Here is a 19656-nt window from a genome sequence, read left to right on the forward strand (position 1 = left end):
TTATGCTAATAGGAGTGCTTTCTGATACCCATTTGCCCAACAGGGCTAAAGCAATACCAAAGGAAGTATTTCATGGATTTGCAAGGGTAGATATGATTATACATGCAGGAGACATTTGTGAAGAACATGTGCTGGATGAGCTAGAGTTAATAGCACCGGTAAAGGCAGTTGCCGGCAATATGGATGGCTGGAATTTGCAAAAAAGAATTCCCAAAAAACAGATATTAAACCTAATGGGATATAAAATAGGCATAATCCATGGTGACGGCTATGGAGGAAGCACCATGCAAAGGGCAGTTGATGCTTTTAAATCTGATAAAATAGACTGCATTGTTTTTGGTCACAGCCATCAGGCCTATAATTCTTTAAATGGAGATATACTACTATTTAATCCAGGGTCTCCAACAGATAGAAGGCGAAGCAAATATTTCTCCTATGGGCTGCTGAAGATAGGAGCTGCTATTGAGGCAAAAATTGTATATTTCTAATAAAGATAATATTCACCTTCTCTGGTAATAATACTTACCAAGGGGAGGTGAATTTGTTTATGGCACTCAACCAAGAGGATAGGGAAGAACTGCTCAATCAAATTAAAATGGAGATTGTAGCAGAGCTGGGTTTAATGGAAAAGGTTGAAAAGGTTGGCTGGTCTGGTTTAAGTGCAGCCGAAAGTGGCAGGGTAGGAGGTCTTATGACCCAGAGGCTAAGGCAGCTAAGATAAGCTTATATATTAATAATGACCCAGGTCCATTTCCTATATATAAAAGGAGGCAGAACATTTGCAAAAGAATAGGTTTAAAAAACATGACAAGGGTAATCATCCCCAGGATGATCAGTTTATAGAGGGTAAAATTGGTTCAGGTTATATGTCCACAATAGAAGGACAGCCTCATTTACAGGACTTTGTGGAAGACACAAAAAAAAGAAAAAAAACCAGGGAAAATAAAAAACAATTATAACAAGTATAAACAGTATTTTAAATTAGGTGGAGTTTTGACTCCACCTAATTTTATAGAGTCAAAATTACTTAATAGGCAGATTAAAAGAGCCCCGAGTTAAATTGATTTGTATTCCTTGACAAGAACATAGACTATGACCTTTTGAGAGAAGATTAATGTTGTTACATCCAGGACAAAGTTTTGCCCTTCAACATTAATTATTCGATTTTCAAGGACTTGTGGTACAATGGTATAGTCAATATTTTCTATTTCCTTGCCTTTTAAAGAGGATAAATACTCCTTGATTACTTTTGCAATTTCTAATGAGTAGCTTTCCCTATCATATGAGGTTAAATCTTGATTTGCAAAGGAAATAATGGGTTCAATTGAAGTGACAACGTATTTTCTTTTTTTTAGGCTTTCGTTTAATTCCTCAATTTCACTTTCATATGTGGTTAGCTTATGCTTTAAGCTTTCATTTTCAATGCTTAGCTGATCTATTTGGGAACCTATGGAAAATACTGTTAGAGAAGATCCTATGATAAGGCCAAGAATAAATAGGGATACAAGCCTTAAAATAGGCTGGCTTTTTGAAAAAAAATAAAACTTCATATTATTTCCCGCCAACCACTGCAACTATTATAGAGTAGCCTATCTGGGCTCCAAAAAATGCTGCCACAAAGTATAGGAGCTGCTTTATAACTACAGTGAAGTGCCCTTCAAATAAACCGGTCTGCAAGATTTCAATAGTTGTAAATGTGCCGCCAATTCCGGCTGCTATAGCCCATATTTTTATATCATTTGCAATCTTTAGCATTGTTTTAATAGGCGGATTGCCTGTTAGTATAGTGGCTAAAGACCCTATTAGGGCGGCACCTATTACAACCCCTAAAGAGGTACAAAAAACCAGCAAGAACTTTTCCCCAAAGCTATTCATGGCTAATCACTCCCTTGTTGAAATATATTTGCTTATAAATTAATCTATGCTCTAAAAAAGCTAGACAAAAATAAATATTTTATGATAAGAAATATAAAGAGGAATTAGCCTTACGTCTAAAGAAAAATACTTAAAGCAGCAACTAGAGCTTCAATGGAGGTCAGCATGTCCTTTGTCCATTTACATAACCATACAGAATACAGCCTTCTCGATGGGAGTGCAAGGATACAAGCTATGGTAGCCAGGGCTAAAGAGCTTTCCATGCCTGCCATAGCCATTACTGATCATGGCAACATGTATGGTATTATTGATTTTTATAAGGAGTGCAAAAAATATGATATACATCCTATCATTGGCTGTGAGGTATATGTAGCTCCCAGGTTAAGAACCCAACGAGACCCTGGTTTCGATGACTATCAGTATCACCTGGTTTTACTTGCTAAAGACCAAAGAGGCTACCAGAATCTGCTATCATTAGTTTCTGACGCGTATTTGACAGGTTTTTACTATAAACCCAGGGTAGACAAGGATCTTCTAAAAGAGTATTCTGAGGGGCTAATAGCCTTGAGCGGCTGTATAGCTGGAGAGATTCCCTCATTGCTTTTAAAGGGAGATGATGCAGGTGCCTATAATGCAGCAAAGGAATATGTGGATATTTTCGGAAAAGAGAACTTCTATCTTGAAATTCAAGACCATGGTATGGAAGAGGAGAGAATGGTTTACAGGCAGTTGGCTAAAATGAGCAGGGAGCTTTCCATTCCCCTGGTAGCTACAAATGATACACACTACGTACTGAAAAAAAACGCCAGGGTTCATGATGTACTTTTGTGTATTCAAACTGCTAAAACAATAAATGATGAAAAAAGGCTAAGGTTTCCCACAGATGAGTTCTACTTAAAATCCCATGAGGAAATGGAGCTCCTTTTTGCGGAAATACCTGAAGCCCTTGTAAATACCATAGAAATAGCCAATAGATGCAAGGTTGAATTTGACTTTGGGGATTTTCATCTGCCGGATTATAAAATTCCAGAAGGATATGATGCCCAGTCTTATCTAAGAGAGCTTTGTTATCAAGGGTTAAGGGAAAGGTATCCGATTATCTCCCAGGAAATAGTTGAAAGGCTTGAATATGAGCTTTCTGTAATAAATAAGATGAACTTTCCCGGTTATTTTTTGATAGTCTGGGACCTAGTTAATTATGCAAGGCAGCAAAATATTCTCGTGGGACCTGGAAGAGGTTCTGCAGCAGGAAGCTTGGTTGCCTATTCCCTGAAAATTACCAATATCGATCCATTAAAATATGATCTATTATTTGAACGATTTCTAAATCCTGAAAGAATTACCATGCCTGATATAGATATTGATTTTTGTTATGAACGCAGAGGGGAAATAATTGATTATCTTTCACTTAAATATGGACAGGAGCATGTAGCCCAGATAATCACCTTTGGAACAATGGCTGCAAAGGCTGCCGTAAGAGACGTTGGAAGAGTTCTGCATATACCACTGCCAGAAGTTGACAAGGTAGCAAAGCTAATACCCAATGAACTGGGAATTACCCTTGAAAGGGCTCTTCAAATATCCACAGAATTAAGGCAGCTTTATGAGAAGGATCAAACTATACATGAGCTTTTGGATATGGCTAAAGAGGTGGAGGGCCTTCCACGCCATGCTTCTACCCATGCAGCAGGTGTGGTAATATCAAGAGAAGAGATGACTTCATATCTGCCTATCCAAAAGGCCAATGACGGAGGAGTAGTCACCACCCAGTTTCCAATGGGAACAGTTGAAGAAATTGGACTTCTTAAAATGGATATACTGGGGTTGCGAACTCTAACCGTAATTGGGCAGGTGGTTGAAATTGTTAAGGAAAACAAGGGGATAGAAATAGACATTGATAGGATTTCCCTCGAGGATGACAAAACCTTTGAGATGCTTGGCAGGGGAGAATCAATAGGTGTATTTCAATTAGAATCTGATGGCATGAGAGCTATTTTAAAGAATTTAAAGCCAGAAAGGTTTAGTGACCTTATAGCTTTGGTTGCTTTATATAGACCTGGCCCACTAGGAAGTGGAATGGTTGAGGATTTTATTAAGAGAAGGCATGGAGAAGTGGAAGTTAAGTATCTTCACCCTAACCTTGAACCAATTCTAAAGGATACCTATGGTGTTATTCTTTATCAAGAACAGGTTATGAGAATAGCTAGTGACCTGGCAGGCTTCTCCCTGGGACAGGCTGATCTCTTAAGGAGGGCCATGGGCAAGAAAAAACCTGAAATAATTGCCAAACAAAAACAGGTTTTCATTGAAGGTTGTGTAAAGAATAATATTAAGAATAAAATTGCTGAAGAAATATTTGACCTCATGGCCTTTTTTGCCGGATATGGTTTCAATAAATCCCATTCTGCAGCCTATGCCCTGGTAGCCTATCAAACTGCCTATTTAAAAGCCAATTATCCTACAGAATACATGGCTGCCTTATTGTCCAGCTTAATAGGCAATAATGATAAAAGCATATTTTATATGGAAGAGTGTAAAAGACTAGGAATAGATATTTTACCACCTGACGTAAATGAGAGTTCTATTGATTTTAGCGTATGCTCAAACAAAATACGTTTTGGATTAGCTGCTGTAAAAAATGTAGGAGAGGGTGCAATTAAAGGAATAATAAAATCAAGACAAGAAAAAGGAAGTTTTACATCTTTAATAGACTTTTGCTGCAAGGTGGATTCCAACTGTTTTAATAAAAGGGTGTTGGAAAACCTGGTTAAGTGTGGGGCATTTACTTCCTTAAATACTCCCAGATCTCAACTCCTTGCCATGATGGATAAAGCTATAGAGATAGGACATAAAAGGCAGAATGACTTAAAAAGTGGTCAATTATCCCTTTTTGATGTGGGTGTAGGAGAAGATTTTGTTAGAGAAATTAGAATTCCAACATTGGAAGAGTTTAGCCCAAGAGATATACTTGCAATGGAGAAGGAGACCTTAGGTTTATATATCAGCGGTCATCCTATTAATGAATATTTAGCAAATTTACGCAGTCAGATATCAAATAATATAGAAGAAATTACCAGCAGCATGGACAGCTCAACTGTTGTTATAGGTGGAGTACTGTCTCGTATTAAAAGGAGTGTAACCAAAAGGGGAGAGGCAATGGCTTATGCTACCCTGGAAGACAATACAGGCTCTATAGAATGTCTGGTATTTCCATCAGTTTTGACCCAATATGCCCAGTTATTACAAGAGGATAATGTTGTAAGAATTGAAGGAAGGATTAGCTATCAAAATGAAGAAGTCAAGTGTATAGTAAGTACAATAAAAGCAATTGAAAAGGATTCAGAAAAGTCCCTGAAAATCTCTTTAGAAAAAGGGACAAACGAAAGAATATTAGAAGCCATTAGAAGACTGCTGAGTAAATATCCAGGAGATATACCTGTTTATATAGAATTTTTGGAATACCAGAAGAAAATAATTGTTGATAAAAAGCTTTGGGTAAACCATAATGAGGAATTGGTAGGTTCTTTATTAAAATTAAACCTCAAATACCAATTCAAAACTGAGTAACGGAGGCAAGCTAAATGCGTATAGCAATATACCCTGGCACATTTGACCCGGTAACACATGGACACCTGGACATTATTAATAGGGCAACAAAACTTTTTGATAAATTAATTATTGGAGTTGCACAGGACACAGGTAAGAACACCGTATTTGAAATTGATGAAAGGTTAAATCTTATAAAGAATCAAGTGACGGAACTGACAAATGTTGAAGTAAAGCCCTTTAGTGGATTGTTGGTTAATTTTGCAAAAAAGGAAAATTGCTGCACTATTATTAGAGGAATTAGAGTAATATCTGATTTTGAATATGAGTTTCAGCTTTCTTTAATGAATAAAAAACTAGCCCCTGACTTGGAAACAGTTTTCTTAATGACATCTAGTGATTATTTGTTTTTAAGTTCTAGTATTATCAAACAGGTATCATCCTTAGGGGGGTGTATAGAGGGCTTGGTGCCCGCTGATGTAGCCAAGGCTCTTTACAAGAAATTAAAGGGCAGCAGGTGAATTTATTTACAAAATACAGGGGAGTATAAATCTATATATAAGGGGTGATAAAATGGAAAGCTCCAAGGAAACACAACAAAAGTATATAGCTATAAAAGCCCTTGAAAATGGGGTTACAATAATCGGGTTGACAAGGGGAAAGGACACCAAGTTTCATCATAGTGAAAAGCTTGACAAAGGAGAGGTTATGATTGCTCAGTTTACTGAGCATACTTCAGCCATGAAGATTAGGGGAAAAGCAGAAATTTTTACAGAATATGGTAATGTCCAATCTGGAACTTAAGCAAATTAATAAATGAGGGAGGGATACCATATATGTGGACTGTTGTCTATATTGCACAAAATAAAACTAGAGCTGAGAAGATTAAAGATGTGCTTATTTCTGAAGGACTATTAGTTAATCTAAGGGGACTAGGCAATGATCCAGATAACATGTCAAAAGCGGTAGAAATATTAGTTCCAGAATCTGAAGCTGAGGAAGCTCATGAAATAATAAATAGTATTCTATCCGTTTAATTATAAAAAGAGGTGATACTATGAAAACCATTGGTGTCCTAACCAGTGGTGGAGATGCACCTGGAATGAATGCTGCCATTAGGGCTGTTGTTAGAAGTGTAATTTATCATGAAAGAGAAATTGTTGGCATAATGAGGGGTTATCTTGGACTTATAAATGGTGAAATTATTCATATGCACCTGGGTTCTGTGGCGGATATAATTCACAGGGGTGGTACCATTTTGCATACAGCCAGGTGTGATGAGTTTTTGTATCCTGAAGGAAGAGCAAAGGCTGTAAAACAAATTAAAAAAGCTGGCATTGATGGTTTGATTGTTATTGGAGGTGACGGCTCCTACAGGGGAGCTTTAGATCTGGCAAAACTTGGTATTCCTACAATAGGGGTTCCTGGTACCATAGATAATGATATTGCCTGTACTGATGCTACCATTGGTTTAGATACAGCTGTTAATACAGTTGTTGACGCTATAAACAAGGTAAGAGATACTGCTACTTCCCATGAGCGGGTTTTTATTATTGAAGTAATGGGAAGAAATAGAGGAGACATAGCCCTTCTGGCTGGAATAGCTGGTGGGGCAGAATCCATTTTAATTCCCGAAGTTCCCTTAAATATAAAATCGGTAGCTGAAAAAATTGAAAGGGGAAGAAAAAGAGGCAAGTTACACAGTATAATTATTCTTGCAGAAGGTGTGGGCAGTGCCATAGATGTTGGTAAAGAAATTACAGCATTAACTAACCTGGAAACCAGGTATGCCATTTTAGGGCATATTCAACGTGGAGGAACACCTACAGCTTATGATAGGATGCTGGCCAGCAGATTGGGTGCAGAGGCTGTGGAACTGCTGCTAAAGGGGGAAAGTGCAAAAGCAGTAGGTATTGAAGCAAACAAAATAGTCAGGTATGACATAGAATATGTTTTAAAGCAAAAAAAACCCATAGATCTTGAGTTAGTTAATTTAGCTGGCATCCTTGCAATATAAGGAATATAAGGCAACAAGGAGGTAATTGTTTTATGAGACACACTAAAATCGTATGTACCATAGGTCCTGCTAGCGAGAATATTCAAACTTTAAAAGAAATGATTCAATCGGGAATGACTGTTGCACGATTGAATTTTTCCCATGGATCCCATGAGGAGCATGAAAATAGGATAAAGCTAGTTAGACAAGCGGCCAAAGAGACAGGCAGGATAGTGGCAATTATGCTGGATACAAAAGGTCCAGAAATAAGAACAGGTTTAATTGAAGGAGATAAAATAACCCTTAGTGAAGGGAATAGCATAATTTTAACTGCTGAGCAGGTTATGGGCACCCCTGAAAAAATATCAGTAACCTATGAAGGTATTCATAGGGATGTTGAGCCTGGCAACAAAATACTCCTGGACGATGGGCTAATTGAGCTGCTGGTAAAGAAGGTAGTGGGCACCGAAGTTCATTGTGAAATATTAAATGGGGGAGAGCTATCAAACCGCAAGGGAGTTAATATACCAGGTGTTCATGTAAATCTTCCTGCCATTACTGAAAAAGATGTAAAGGATATAGTTTTTGGCATAGAGCAAGAGGTTGATTTCATTGCAGCCTCCTTTATTAGGACAGCTTCAGATGTACTAGAAATAAGAAAAATTCTAGAGGAGCATGAAGCTGATATTCATATTATTTCAAAGATAGAGAATCAGGCCGGTGTAAGTAACATAGATGAGATATTGGCTGTTTCAGATGGAATTATGGTTGCACGAGGTGATCTTGGGGTTGAAATACCATCGGAGGAGGTACCCCTTGTTCAAAAAACATTAATTGAAAAGTGCAACAAGGCTGGAAAACCTGTTATTACTGCAACCCAGATGCTTGATTCCATGATAAGAAATCCCAGGCCAACAAGGGCAGAAGCTAATGACGTGGCCAATGCCATTTTTGACGGAAGTGATGCTGTTATGCTTTCTGGAGAGACTGCAGCTGGCAAATATCCTATCCAATCAGTTAAGACAATGGCTAGAATTGCGGAAAGAACAGAAACTGCATTAAAATACGAAGAGATATTAGGCAAAAAGGAAATGCTTCCCCAAAAAACAGTAACCGATGCAATTAGTTATGCTACATGCAATATAGCTCTGGAGCTGGATGCTGCTGCAATTATAACTCCTACAGCCTCTGGCTTTACAGCCAGAATGGTTTCCAAATACAAACCCAGGGCAAAAATAATAGCAGCGACCCCATATTTAAAAGTTGCAAAAAAAATGTGCCTGGTATGGGCTGTTCATCCAGTGCTGGTTAGAGAAACAAATGGTACTGATGAAATGATTACTGAAGGTGTGCAAAGAACTCTAGAATCGGGATTAATATCCCTGGGTGATCTGGTTGTAATCACAGCTGGTGTACCAGTAGGGGTTCCAGGAACAACAAACCTGTTAAAGGTACATATTGTTGGTGAAATTGTTGCTAGAGGTACAGGAATTGGAAATAGAATTGTCACAGGTAAGATCAGGAAGGTTTCCTCTGGTGAAGATGCTGTCAGTAAAATAGCTCATGGTGACATATTAGTTACTCATGGTACCGATAAAGAATATGTACCGGCAATGGAGAAGGCAGTAGCAATTATCACAGAAGAGGGTGGAATTACTTCTCATGCTGCAGTTGTGGGAATAAGCATAAATGTTCCTGTTATAGTTGGTTGTGAAGACGCAATGAAGGTGCTGGATGAAAACTCTACTGTAACAATTGATGCTGCAAGGGGAATAGTATATAGAGGTGTCACCAAAGCCCTCTAACCAGGGGGACGGTTCCCCTGGTTAGTCTTCAGCCGAAAAGATAAAGGTATAGTGACACAATTTACCAGGAGGTGTAAGTTGGTGAGTAAAAAAATAGGCATTACTGATACAACATTAAGAGATGGACATCAATCACTTTTAGCAACAAGAATGAAAATAGAACATATGCTGCCTATTGCGGAAAAATTAGAAGAGGTGGGTTATCATTCCCTGGAAGTGTGGGGAGGAGCTACCTTTGATACATGTATGCGTTTTTTAAATGAAGACCCATGGGAGAGGCTAAGAAAATTCAGGAAGGTATTTAAAAAGACCAAGCTGCAGATGCTGCTGAGGGGGCAGAATCTGGTCGGGTACAAGCATTACCCAGATGATATTGCAGAGCTTTTTGTAAAGAAATCAGTAGAAAACGGCATTGACATTTTTAGGATTTTTGATGCATTAAATGACCCAAGAAACATGGAAAAAACAATTGAAGCAGCCAAACAGGAAAATGCCCATGTTCAGGCAACCCTATCATATACCATTAGCCCCTTCCATGATGTTCACCACTTTGTAAAGATGGGCAAAATTTTAAAGGAAATGGGCTCTGACAGTATCTGCATAAAAGATATGGCAGGCTTAATATCACCATCTGTGGCTTATGAATTAGTGAAAAGACTCAAGGAAGAGGTTGGGCTTCCAGTTCAGCTGCACTGCCACTATACAAGTGGAATGGCATCCATGGCATATTTAAAAGCAGTAGAAGCTGGAGTTGACGTAATAGATTGTGCCATTTCAAGTCTTGCCATGGGCACATCCCAGCCAGCAACAGAAACAATGGTAGCAGCTCTTAGGGATACAGAATATGATACAGGTCTGGATCTGGGGTTGTTATCAGAAATAGCAGAATACTTTAAAGAGATTAGAAAAGAATATAAAGAATTTGACATGGCAGGTAATGGAGTGGATACAAATGTTCTGCGTTATCAAATACCAGGAGGAATGCTTTCCAACTTTTACTCCCAGCTTGCCCAGCAAAATGCCCTTGAAAAATTAAAAGATGTTCTTGATGAGGTTCCAAGGGTTAGAGAAGACTTTGGCTTTCCTCCCCTAGTTACACCATCCAGTCAAATAGTGGGGAGCCAGGCAGTATTAAATGTATTAGTAGGAGAAAGATACAAGATGGCAACAAATGAAGTAAAGGCATATCTTAAAGGGGCATATGGAAAACCACCGGCACCAATTAACGAAGAAGTGCGCAAGAAAGTAATAGGTGATGAAGAGGTTATAGATGTTAGGCCAGCTGACCTTTTAGAGCCAGGCATAGAGCAGGCAAGAAAGGAAATAGCACCTTACATGGAAAAGGAAGAGGATATCTTATCCTATGCCATATTCCCAAGTGTGGCCAAGCCCTTCTTGGAAAAAAGAATGGCACAAAAGGTCAAGGTTGACTTTAACATTGCCATGGAAGGTCCAAAGAATGGAGAAAGTTCATATCATCCAGTATGAGATTATTATAAAAAGCAGGTTAGTTTAGGCTCTCGCTTGGAGTATACTTTACTTATAGCTCTAATAATAGAGCAATAGAGAACAAGCCACCTTATAGTGAAGATATAAACTAGTAGTTTTTTTCATGGGAGTGATTAACCTTGCATGAACTTTTAGAAACTTTGCTACCTAAATTTAATCAGGCATTTAAAAGCAATGTGAAAATCACTGAGGTAACAGTTTTTTCACTGCAGCTATCAGTAAAGGAAGCGCTAATTATGACCAATAGACAAATATACTTACTCAAAAAATCCTTTTTAGGAATGAAAACATACTGCTTTCCCTTAGGTGAGGTTGACTTAAGGCTAACTGAAAACGAATTGAGGGTAACTTCAGAACAACACAGTTTCAATACTACTATTAAAATTCTAGATAGCAGAAAAAGGTCTTTGCTTACCATGGCTTTAGAAAAGTTTAGCCAGATAAAGAATCAGTCCTAGACTTGAGTATGAGTCTGGGACTGATTGTCTATTTCCTTTATTAATTTGCTTTTGATAAGGCACTAGTTAAATAAGGAGAGATTATAATCTGGTCTTTGTCTACCCGTGCAATTTCAGGGGTATGGTTTTTAATACTTTCATTTGTTTCAGGCTTGCATGCTATGAGGCTGCCAATTCGTATTTGCAATGGATCTAATATGGAAGCTACAATAAATGAGTTAAGATCGCCTTCTGCACCGGCATGAACAATTCCCTTTACAGAACCCATGACTATGATATTTCCCGTTGCCACAATTTCAGAGCCAGGGTTAATGTCACCTAGAAGTATTACGTTTCCTTTAAAGGCCAGTTTATCGCCGTTTCTTATGCTTTTGGAAATGAAATGGCTCTGTTCCCGCAGTTCAGTTTCTGAGACGCCTAAAAACTTGTTTAAAACTTCAACTGATCGATCCTGAAAATTATTATCTTCAGGAAATCTGCTTTCCATGTCAATAGTGCTAATGTCTATAATAGGCGTTAATCCATATTCTAAGCAAATCTGTTCCAGCTTCTTGCACTGCTCAGGTGATAATGTGTCCTTGGATGGCTGAAATTTAAACTTTGCACCTTTAAAAAAACCATTTCCATGACTGATATGCTTTCTTAAAGCAGTTTTTATTTGAGAAAAGTCAAATTGAGTGTCTATATGTATAACTAAACATTTGGGTGTTCCCTTAATTGTAACGATGTTTTGGTTCATATTTACACCTGCCCGTTGCTAAGCTTATTATATAATTCGATTAGTTTCTACTTATTTCCTGCTGTTCCTTTAAAATTAACAGGATTTCTTGTTCTATTTTTTTTGCAATCGAATGCTTACAGCTATCAATAGCCGGACTAAAGGTTTTATATGCCAGATTGACAGAGACTATCTCAATTAATAAAAAGGTTATTTCTTTGGGGAAAAGGTCAGGGTACTGACTCATACCAATTGCTATTACTTCCTGCCAGTTAATTCCATGGCTGCTGCTGTAATTTAATCCATTCATGTTAATATTGTCTAAAAGCTCTTGGCTGGAAATCTTGAATATTTTTCCAGGTGTATTTTCACTTAAAACAGAATCAATGATTATCAACTTCTCCCTACCAAGTAAATCCCAAAGCACATTAAACCCTGGAGTTCCCCCATGAATTATTTCCCAGGGGAAAAGAGCAGACTCTTTAAGGCTTTCCACAATAAAAAGACCTATCCAATCGTCCTCCATTAATTCATTGCCGTATCCCATGATAGCTGTCATTTTTTTTACTACTTACTCCTTCCTTTGCAAATATCCGGTAAACATTGCCTGGAGCTTTGCAGGGTCTTCAACTAGAACCAGATAAACATGAGGAATTATGGTGATAACAAAGTAAGCAAAGGTAAGAAAATGAATCACCCTAACCATTTGCAGGTTTCCAAAAACTAAAGACACAATTGTCTTACTTTCTTCCGGAAAGGCTAGTATAAGTCCAGTTATGGTTTGAATTAATACTACAAAAAACCAACTGAGAAAGGTTAGCTTTTGGGCAATATTATACTTTGGAAAAACAGGGGGCTTTTGCTCTGTCAGAAAGGCATAATACCTGCTCAGCTCTAGAAAGGATGCAAACTCTTTCTTTATAGGTATGTCATATGTCCACATGCCAGAGATGAGAGAGTAGTATATCCTAAAAATTATTAAAAAAAATAGCAGCAAGCCAGAGGTTTGATGATAAAAACTTGTAGTTGTATCGGGCCAGTTTAGAAAATTATATTCCCGAAATACCTTTAAGAAGCTAGTTAGAAGTACGATAAGTGTTGCTCCCACAAACGACCAGTGAAAAATTCTTATGGCCAGGGGCTGCTCCATGATTTTTTGCAATGGTTTTCCTCCTAGATACAGAAAGTGTTTATGTTTTTATTTCCCTCAATAGTATGAACAGCACAAGAAAGGCAGGGATCAAAGGACCTTACAATTCTACCTATTTCAATTGGGTTATTTACATCCTCAATTGGTGTACCAATTAGAGCCTCTTCAACTGGCCCTCTTATTCCCCTGTTATCCTTTGGAGAACAGTTCCATGCAGAAGGGGTGACAATTTGATAGTGGGTAATCTTGCCATTTCTAACAGTTATCCAATGTCCCAGGGCTCCTCTCATGGCTTCAGTAAGGCCTGCCCCCTGAAAATTTGCAGGAAGGGTGGCTGGATTATGGATAGGCTTGCCTGGTTCTAACTGGTTAACCCACTCCAGCATTAAATCACTTACTATTTTAGTTTCTAATGCTCTTGCATAAATTCTATCTAGAGTTGAAGAACCCCGCCTATATTTGCTGCTTATCCACAATCTGCCAATGGGTCCGGTCTCAAAAGGCTCCCCCTTATATCTTGGGGCCTTGATCCAGGAATATGCGTCTTCCTTGGGATAGTTTTCTCTTGTAATGCCCTGGGTGGGGTGCAGGGCTTCCCTATTTTGAGAATAATAGGAATACCTCACATACTCTGCAATTTTTTTCTCATCCAATTCTTGAATATCATGACTTAAATTAAATACAATTCCATCAGAAAAGTGCAGATCTTTTTTGTCACCAGTTTTAGGGAACATTCCATAAGCAATGAAATTTCCCCTGGTGCTTCCTAATTGGTAATAATCATCATAATACCTGCTTAAAACCTCAAGATCATAAAATAGCTCGTTATAGATAAACTGCCTGATATCATCCAGCATTGAGGTAAAAATCTTTAATATACCTGAAGTAGGATGTACTGTTGCACCTCCAAATACTACACCATGATTATGAGGGGCTTTTCCGCCCCAGAGGGTAACCATTTCATGAGCTTTTCTATGTAAATCAATACTTTTAAAATAGTGACCAAGAAGCTCGGCATTTAAGGCCTTGGGCAGTCGATACCCTTTAGTGTATCTTGGTGTAAAGGGAGGACGGTCAGGACCTTCTACATAATCTAAAATAGAAAGCACATATATTTGTCTTAAATGGTTTTGTAAAATATCTGAGCCATAAAGAAGATTGCGTATTAATGTGGCATTTTTAGGCACCTCATGGTTTACTCCAGTTTCAATTGCAGTTGTAGAGGTTATAGAATGGGCCACTGAACAGATGCCGCATATGCGAGCAGTTAAATAAGATGCATCTCGAGGGTCCCTCTTTTGCAATATCTCCTCCAGGCCCCTAAAGAATGTTCCGCTGCTTAAGGCTTCTTTTATAACTCCATTTTCTACATACACATCTAATTGCCATGTTCCATTTATCCTGGTAAGCGGGCTGATTGTTATTTTTTTCATTTCAGTTTCCCCTTATTCATTAATTTCCTGGTCACGGCAGCCAGAAAGCCTGTGGATTTCTTGTTTTTTGATAATCTATGTTTAACCTTTGTTTCTTTTTGAAAGTAAGTAGTTTTATCTGCGGTTTTTCGTAAATCATTTATCATGCTTTCTTTTTCCTTGTCCTTTTCTAGTTTGTTAACCAATTCTTCTCCTACATGGCTAGTCTGGGTTCCGCCAACAAGGTTTTTATGAACTCTCCCCTTGACAATGCTAAACAACAAGTGCCCACCTATTCCCACAAGGGCAGCTCCACCTGCAAGCAGCCCAAAGGTCTTTATGTTTACAGCAGTGCCGGGTACATTGATATTGGGCAGATGGACAAAGAAGGGAGACATCTGGTCAGGAAAGCCTGGACTTACACACCCAATACAAGGCGTGTTAGCTTCAACTGGCCAGCTGTTATGGGTGCTTATCCACTGTCTGGTTGGGCAGTCTGAAAAGGTAACAGGTCCCTTGCAGCCTATTAAAAAAGTGCATCCGACATCGCCTGGATGCTTTGCAAAATTACCATTGTTAAAGTGGTTTCTTCTAGGGCAGTGATCATGTATGAGTTTTCCATAAAAATCCTTGGGTCTGTTATCTGCATCCAGGTCTGGCATGCCATAAAGCAATAAGTGTGTTAAAGTTCCAACCAGCCAATCAGGATGAATCGGACAGCCAGGTACATTTATAACCTGTTCTTTAACAACCTTGTGAAGTGGTTGGGAGTTGCTGGGATTGGGATTAGCTGCAAAGGGCCCCCCAAAAGCCGCACATGTTCCTGCAGCAATGACATACTTTGCCTTTGTTGAAAAATAACTTGCAGCCTCCAATTGAGTAAGGGGTGTGCCATCTAGTTTGTTGCCTATAACCCCATATTTTCCTTGAGCCTTAGTGGCAATGGTGCCTTCTGCAATTAAGATGTATTCCCCAGGGAATCTTTCCGGTATTTCATATAGTGTTTTAATGGCTGTATATCCTTCAGCCACCATCAGTTGATTGCTGAATCTAAGGTCAATCATTTCATTAATAATCTTCAACAAGCCAGGATCCATTGTATTTAGGAAGGAAAGAAAGTTGCCTGTACACGTATTTAATTCCAGCCAAATGACAGGTGGTCGTTTACCAAGATATTCCACAGCTTTAGATAAATGCGGCATTAAAAGCTGTGGAAAGGCTGCAGTAGCAAATCCTGCTGCACATAATTTTACAAATTCCCGTCTTGTAAGCATTAGCTCCCTCCACCAAATACTTTATTGTATTTAGTGTGGCTAAAAAATCTGGAAATTATTAAGCATTTAGAAGCTAAAAATAATTTTATATTTTTTTTATTAGTATCTTGAAAACCAATGCATTAACATATAATTAGGCTGGTCAACAATTAAAGGGGATGCATTTAATAGTGGAACGAAAACGCCGAAACAAGATTTCTATTTCTACCTATATAAGAAACATTGCCATAGTATCATTATTAATAGCTTTAATTTATAGTTATGGATTTATAAGAAATAAGGTTGAATTAGACCTGTATAAGCATTTTCCTGATTTTGAAAACATTGAACTCCTTAGCAGTAATCCGCTAATATTTGAAGCATACAGCAGTGAAAGCGGTATTATAGAGTATATTACAATAGCTGAGGCTGATGGGTATGGCGGCCCCCTTTTTCTAGCTGTTTTAATAAATCAGGATGGAATAATCAAGGAAATAGTCCTACTTGATCATAAAGAAGATCTATCATTCCTGCTAAAAATAGAGGGTCAAGGTTTTTTTGAAAGGTTTAAAAATAACGGAATAACTGATGTTTTGGGCAATCAACATAATGTTGATGCTGTAAGTGGGGCAACTGTGTCCTCTGATGCGATAGCAAAAGCAGTTATTCTTGGTAGTTATAATGTCGGCAAAACTGTTCTTGATCTAGACTTAAAATTAAAACAAAAAGTTTGGAGCTTTGGCATAAATGAAATAATTCTTATTTTGCTGTATTGTCTGGTATTGGTTAGTATATATAAGTCTTCAAGAAAACTTCAATACCTTGCTCTGTTAATAGGCGGTTTATTCCTGGGTTTTTACCTTAATTCTGCAATATCAATAGCAAATTTTGCTTCATTATTCTTGGGGTATACTCCTCCCATCAAAGAAAGAACTTTTTGGTGGTTATTAATAGTTGGGACACTAGGGTTAACCTTGTTATTAGGGAAAAATATATACTGCCATGGGATGTGCCCCTTCAGGACAGTACAGGAAGTACTAGCAAAAGTAGGTGGGGGGTATATAAAAGCAGACAATAAAAACTTACGTTATATTAGGCCAATTAAATATATACTAACATGGATTGCATTAATGATAGCCTTTTTGGCAGCCAATCCTGCTCTTGTAAACTATGAGCCTTTTCCAACCATGTTTGGGCTCCAGGGAGTAGGAATGCAGTGGTTTATTCTGCCCATTGTTGTTTTTGCTTCAATGTTTATTTTTAGGTTCTGGTGTCGCTTTTTTTGTCCAGTTGGTGTGCTGCTGGATATTGCCTCAAAGGTAAGAGGTGCCATTAGGGATATAATAGGAGGAGAAAACCCTTGGAAGAAAAGAGACTTAAAGCAGGAGAAATCATAGTTTATGTAGTAATAATAATTGTAACAGGGCTAATTCTGGTATTTTTTTATCAAGGAATAATCAGTTTTTATTAAATAGAATTAATAGTAATTCTGCCGTAACGGATGAAACTGCACATTTGACATTCATCTTGGTAAAGAAATAATTAAAAAGAACTGAAATTGATAAGGATAATAATAAGGGTTTTTGAGTTACCACTAAATGAGGAAGTAAATGCTGTAATTTATTATATTTGCTCACATGCAGGATGGATAAGTGAAAAGGGAGATATAAAGGGAGATATTATAATTTGCTTGCCTAATAAACTGATTATTCGTTTAAACTAAAATTAAACCAAGGAGGTATTTATATGTTTGGAATACTGCCAACAATTGGGCCCATGGAGATTATTCTTATACTGATTATTGTCTTAATAATCTTTGGTCCTGGAAAACTTCCACAAGTAGGCAAATCTCTTGGTAAGGCCATTAGAGATTTTAGAGGATCGGTAAAAGAAGTGGAAGATGTTGTTAAGCTAGATGATGATAAGGAAGATAAAAAGGAGAAAAGCTAGGCTTAATTTAAAATGTAAAAGAGAAACCATTGTCTATTAAGGATAATGGTTTTTTATATAATTTTTATCTTTTTAAAAACTTATTTATGCTATTTTAATACTTAATTTGATACCCTGTTCATGCAAGATATTTTACAAATTGTTAGAAAGTAATCTTAAGGGGAGGGTTAATATGTCTAAAGAAAAAAAAGAGATCTCACAAGAAGCTAGTCCAAGTATTGGTATCAGCAGAAGGGATCTTTTTAAAGGGACTGCTGTAGTGGGTGCGGGAACAGCCCTAACTATGGCAACTGCAAAGACAGTAGAGGCTTCAAGTAATGCAAAGCCTGTGGAAGCAAGAAAGAACTGGTATGTAAAAACAGTAAGTCAAATTACCACTCCATATGATCTTTCCAAAACCAAGAGATTTGATGAAAGAAATGGTTCAGTGAGGGGGCCGGGTTATCGCAACTATGTGGGTGATGCTAAGGAAAATGAAAGGGCTGAAGCTGCAAAGGAGTTAAGAGATAGGGGAATAAGAGAGGAAATCCCCGGCTGGACTCTTTTAGATCAAGCCCTGGCAAGTGCCTCGGGAATGAGTTCTTTTGCCAATTCAACTTTCCTACAATGGACACCTGTTCAAGCTACTACACCCCAGGAAAGAGGCTATGACCCATATAATGTTGCACCAGAGATTGCCGCCAAGCATCTTAAGCATGCAGCCAGAGCCCTTGGGGCTGCAAAGGTGGGAATAACAGCCTTGCGCAAGGAATGGACCTATAGTGTTGGTGGAGATGGACGCAGAATAGAATTTGAAAATGTAAATGAGCCTTATGAAACTGAAGAAAAAAGGGTAATCCCTGAAAAGGTAAAAAACATGATTGTTTTACTAATACCACAGCCAGTAGATGCCATATACCTGCACCAAACTGCAATAGGTGGAAGCTATACAGGCAATATTGCATATCGACTTGGGGCCTGGACCATTGGAGCACTGGCCGAGTTTATCCGCTGGCTGGGTTATACAGCAATTCCATGCCAAAACAATACTTTTATTACAGTACCGCACGCCATTGAAGCAGGCATGGGGGAGTTGGGCAGACATAATAGAATGGTCTGTCCTGATTACAGTTTAAATAATAGATTATTCCCAATAGCAACGGATATGCCTTTAGCCCATGACAAGCCAATTGATTTTGGATTGATTGATTTTTGCAAAACCTGTATGAAATGTGCTGAGCACTGTCCGGCTAAAGCAATTAGTTTTGAAAGGGAACCTACATGGGAAACTAAGGGGCCATGGAATAATCCCGGACATAAAGCATGGTTTGATGATGCAGTTAAATGCAGATGGAATATGACTATAGAAAGCTGTGCTAACTGCCAGGCATCCTGCACTTACACCAAGAAAAATGATACGGTAATCCATGCTGCTATTAAAGGGACAATAGCAAACACAAGGGCATTAAACGGGATGTTTGTTAGGTTTGATGATATGTTTGGATATGGATTTGCCAAGGATCCAAAGAAATGGTGGGATATTGACCTGCCTAGATTTGGACATTACGAATTATAAAATATATCTAAAAATGGAGGTGCTAGGATGGCTTTTATATGGTGGATGCTCCTTGGGCTGGCTATGGGGATTGGAGGTGTAAGGCTTTTTTCCTGGACAAAGGAAAAACAATACAAGATGAAATGGTATGAGATAGTACTTATTGCTTTGGGAGTATTGTTAATTGTATTTAACATTGAGGTTTATGTTGGTTCAATTGCTGAATTAGAAAGGCAGGCAGCAACAATGTCGCTGGTATTTATGGGATTGCCAGGGCTAATACTAATAGGTGCAGCAATTGGTTCCATTAATAGAAATCTAAAAAAACCAAAAATTAAACCAGAGATTAAACCAGAGATTAAAGAAGAAGTCCAGGCATAAAAATACCATATACTTTACTTGTGCTTTTAAGCCCGGCTTTCTACCGGGCTTTTAACTTAAATTGTCAAT

General features: G+C 38.1%; 22 protein-coding genes. 15 read left to right on the forward strand and 7 right to left on the reverse strand.

Features of this window, described 5'->3' with window-relative positions; genetic code table 11:
• Positions 1–2 precede the first annotated feature (2 nt).
• From K364_RS0112340 to K364_RS0112350, 3 genes are read left to right on the forward strand one after another with little or no spacing between them, the layout of a single operon-like run.
• A complete protein-coding gene (locus K364_RS0112340) occupies positions 3–488 on the forward strand; it encodes a metallophosphoesterase family protein (RefSeq protein ID WP_028308277.1) in 486 nt (161 codons plus the stop codon).
• 59 nt (positions 489–547) lie between these two features.
• Positions 548–721: an alpha/beta-type small acid-soluble spore protein gene (locus K364_RS26275; RefSeq protein ID WP_084295831.1), complete on the forward strand. Its 174-nt coding sequence runs from the start codon at positions 548–550 to the stop codon at positions 719–721.
• 58 nt (positions 722–779) lie between these two features.
• On the forward strand, positions 780–959 hold the full coding sequence (locus tag K364_RS0112350; RefSeq protein ID WP_028308279.1) for a hypothetical protein: 180 nt from the start codon (positions 780–782) through the stop codon (positions 957–959).
• A 96-nt stretch (positions 960–1055) separates the two neighbouring features.
• On the opposite strand, the gene K364_RS0112355 is transcribed toward K364_RS0112350, so the two are convergent.
• Positions 1056–1550, reverse strand: a complete 495-nt coding sequence (locus K364_RS0112355; protein WP_028308280.1) for a sporulation membrane protein YtrI — start codon at positions 1548–1550, stop codon at positions 1056–1058.
• A 1-nt stretch (position 1551) separates the two neighbouring features.
• The gene (locus tag K364_RS0112360; RefSeq protein WP_028308281.1) at positions 1552–1875 is read right to left on the reverse strand and encodes a YtrH family sporulation protein; all 324 of its coding nucleotides are present in this window, start codon (positions 1873–1875) and stop codon (positions 1552–1554) included.
• A 165-nt stretch (positions 1876–2040) separates the two neighbouring features.
• Between K364_RS0112360 and K364_RS23965 the strand changes: the two genes are divergently transcribed.
• The 8 genes from K364_RS23965 to K364_RS0112400 all read left to right on the forward strand — a co-directional run bounded on the left by K364_RS23965 (position 2041) and on the right by K364_RS0112400 (position 11189).
• Positions 2041–5442, forward strand: coding sequence for a DNA polymerase III subunit alpha (locus tag K364_RS23965; RefSeq protein WP_051534039.1), 3402 nt, complete (start codon positions 2041–2043; stop codon positions 5440–5442).
• Positions 5443–5456: 14 nt separating this feature from the next.
• Complete coding sequence (coaD, locus tag K364_RS0112370; protein WP_028308282.1) at positions 5457–5942, forward strand: pantetheine-phosphate adenylyltransferase; 486 nt, start codon at positions 5457–5459, stop codon at positions 5940–5942.
• Positions 5943–5994: 52 nt separating this feature from the next.
• The gene (gene mtrB / locus K364_RS0112375) at positions 5995–6225 is read left to right on the forward strand and encodes a trp RNA-binding attenuation protein MtrB (protein WP_028308283.1); all 231 of its coding nucleotides are present in this window, start codon (positions 5995–5997) and stop codon (positions 6223–6225) included.
• 32 nt (positions 6226–6257) lie between these two features.
• Positions 6258–6458 carry a hypothetical protein gene (locus K364_RS0112380; protein ID WP_028308284.1) on the forward strand — a complete coding sequence of 67 codons (201 nt, stop codon included), beginning with the start codon at positions 6258–6260 and terminating at the stop codon, positions 6456–6458.
• 20 nt (positions 6459–6478) lie between these two features.
• Positions 6479–7438 (forward strand): 6-phosphofructokinase, encoded by a 960-nt coding sequence (gene pfkA, locus K364_RS0112385; RefSeq protein ID WP_028308285.1) that lies wholly within the window; start codon positions 6479–6481, stop codon positions 7436–7438.
• A gap of 32 nt (positions 7439–7470) precedes the next feature.
• Positions 7471–9222 (forward strand): pyruvate kinase, encoded by a 1752-nt coding sequence (pyk, locus tag K364_RS0112390; RefSeq protein ID WP_028308286.1) that lies wholly within the window; start codon positions 7471–7473, stop codon positions 9220–9222.
• Positions 9223–9303: 81 nt separating this feature from the next.
• Positions 9304–10710 carry an oxaloacetate decarboxylase subunit alpha gene (locus K364_RS0112395; protein WP_028308287.1) on the forward strand — a complete coding sequence of 469 codons (1407 nt, stop codon included), beginning with the start codon at positions 9304–9306 and terminating at the stop codon, positions 10708–10710.
• Positions 10711–10850: 140 nt separating this feature from the next.
• Complete coding sequence (locus tag K364_RS0112400; RefSeq protein WP_028308288.1) at positions 10851–11189, forward strand: hypothetical protein; 339 nt, start codon at positions 10851–10853, stop codon at positions 11187–11189.
• 40 nt (positions 11190–11229) lie between these two features.
• Here K364_RS0112400 and minC read toward each other — a convergent pair whose 3' ends face one another.
• The 5 genes from minC to K364_RS23970 are packed head-to-tail and all read right to left on the reverse strand — an operon-like array spanning position 11230 to position 15743.
• Complete coding sequence (gene minC, locus K364_RS0112405) at positions 11230–11928, reverse strand: septum site-determining protein MinC (protein WP_028308289.1); 699 nt, start codon at positions 11926–11928, stop codon at positions 11230–11232.
• A 40-nt stretch (positions 11929–11968) separates the two neighbouring features.
• Complete coding sequence (locus tag K364_RS0112410) at positions 11969–12466, reverse strand: hydrogenase maturation protease (protein WP_028308290.1); 498 nt, start codon at positions 12464–12466, stop codon at positions 11969–11971.
• A gap of 12 nt (positions 12467–12478) precedes the next feature.
• Positions 12479–13069: a cytochrome b/b6 domain-containing protein gene (locus K364_RS0112415; RefSeq protein WP_028308291.1), complete on the reverse strand. Its 591-nt coding sequence runs from the start codon at positions 13067–13069 to the stop codon at positions 12479–12481.
• 11 nt (positions 13070–13080) lie between these two features.
• On the reverse strand, positions 13081–14490 hold the full coding sequence (locus K364_RS0112420; RefSeq protein ID WP_028308292.1) for a nickel-dependent hydrogenase large subunit: 1410 nt from the start codon (positions 14488–14490) through the stop codon (positions 13081–13083).
• On the reverse strand, positions 14487–15743 hold the full coding sequence (locus K364_RS23970; RefSeq protein ID WP_051534040.1) for a hydrogenase small subunit: 1257 nt from the start codon (positions 15741–15743) through the stop codon (positions 14487–14489). Before K364_RS23970 ends, K364_RS0112420 begins: the two co-directional genes overlap by 4 nt.
• A 170-nt stretch (positions 15744–15913) precedes the next feature.
• On the opposite strand from K364_RS23970, the gene K364_RS23975 reads away from it, so the two are divergent.
• The 4 genes from K364_RS23975 (at position 15914) to K364_RS23985 (ending at position 19587) form a co-directional block, all read left to right on the forward strand.
• Entirely contained in the window at positions 15914–17119 is a 1206-nt protein-coding gene (locus K364_RS23975; RefSeq protein WP_051534041.1) for an FMN-binding protein, read from the forward strand.
• Positions 17120–17468: 349 nt separating this feature from the next.
• Positions 17469–17672, forward strand: a complete 204-nt coding sequence (tatA, locus tag K364_RS0112445; protein WP_028308293.1) for a twin-arginine translocase TatA/TatE family subunit — start codon at positions 17469–17471, stop codon at positions 17670–17672.
• Between the two features lie 172 nt (positions 17673–17844).
• A complete protein-coding gene (locus K364_RS25680; protein WP_051534042.1) occupies positions 17845–19227 on the forward strand; it encodes a reductive dehalogenase in 1383 nt (460 codons plus the stop codon).
• Positions 19228–19254: 27 nt separating this feature from the next.
• Positions 19255–19587, forward strand: coding sequence for a hypothetical protein (locus K364_RS23985; RefSeq protein ID WP_051534043.1), 333 nt, complete (start codon positions 19255–19257; stop codon positions 19585–19587).
• Positions 19588–19656 lie beyond the last annotated feature (69 nt).

It is taken from the genome of Desulfitibacter alkalitolerans DSM 16504 (assembly GCF_000620305.1).
GTDB classification, from domain to species: domain Bacteria; phylum Bacillota; class DSM-16504; order Desulfitibacterales; family Desulfitibacteraceae; genus Desulfitibacter; species Desulfitibacter alkalitolerans.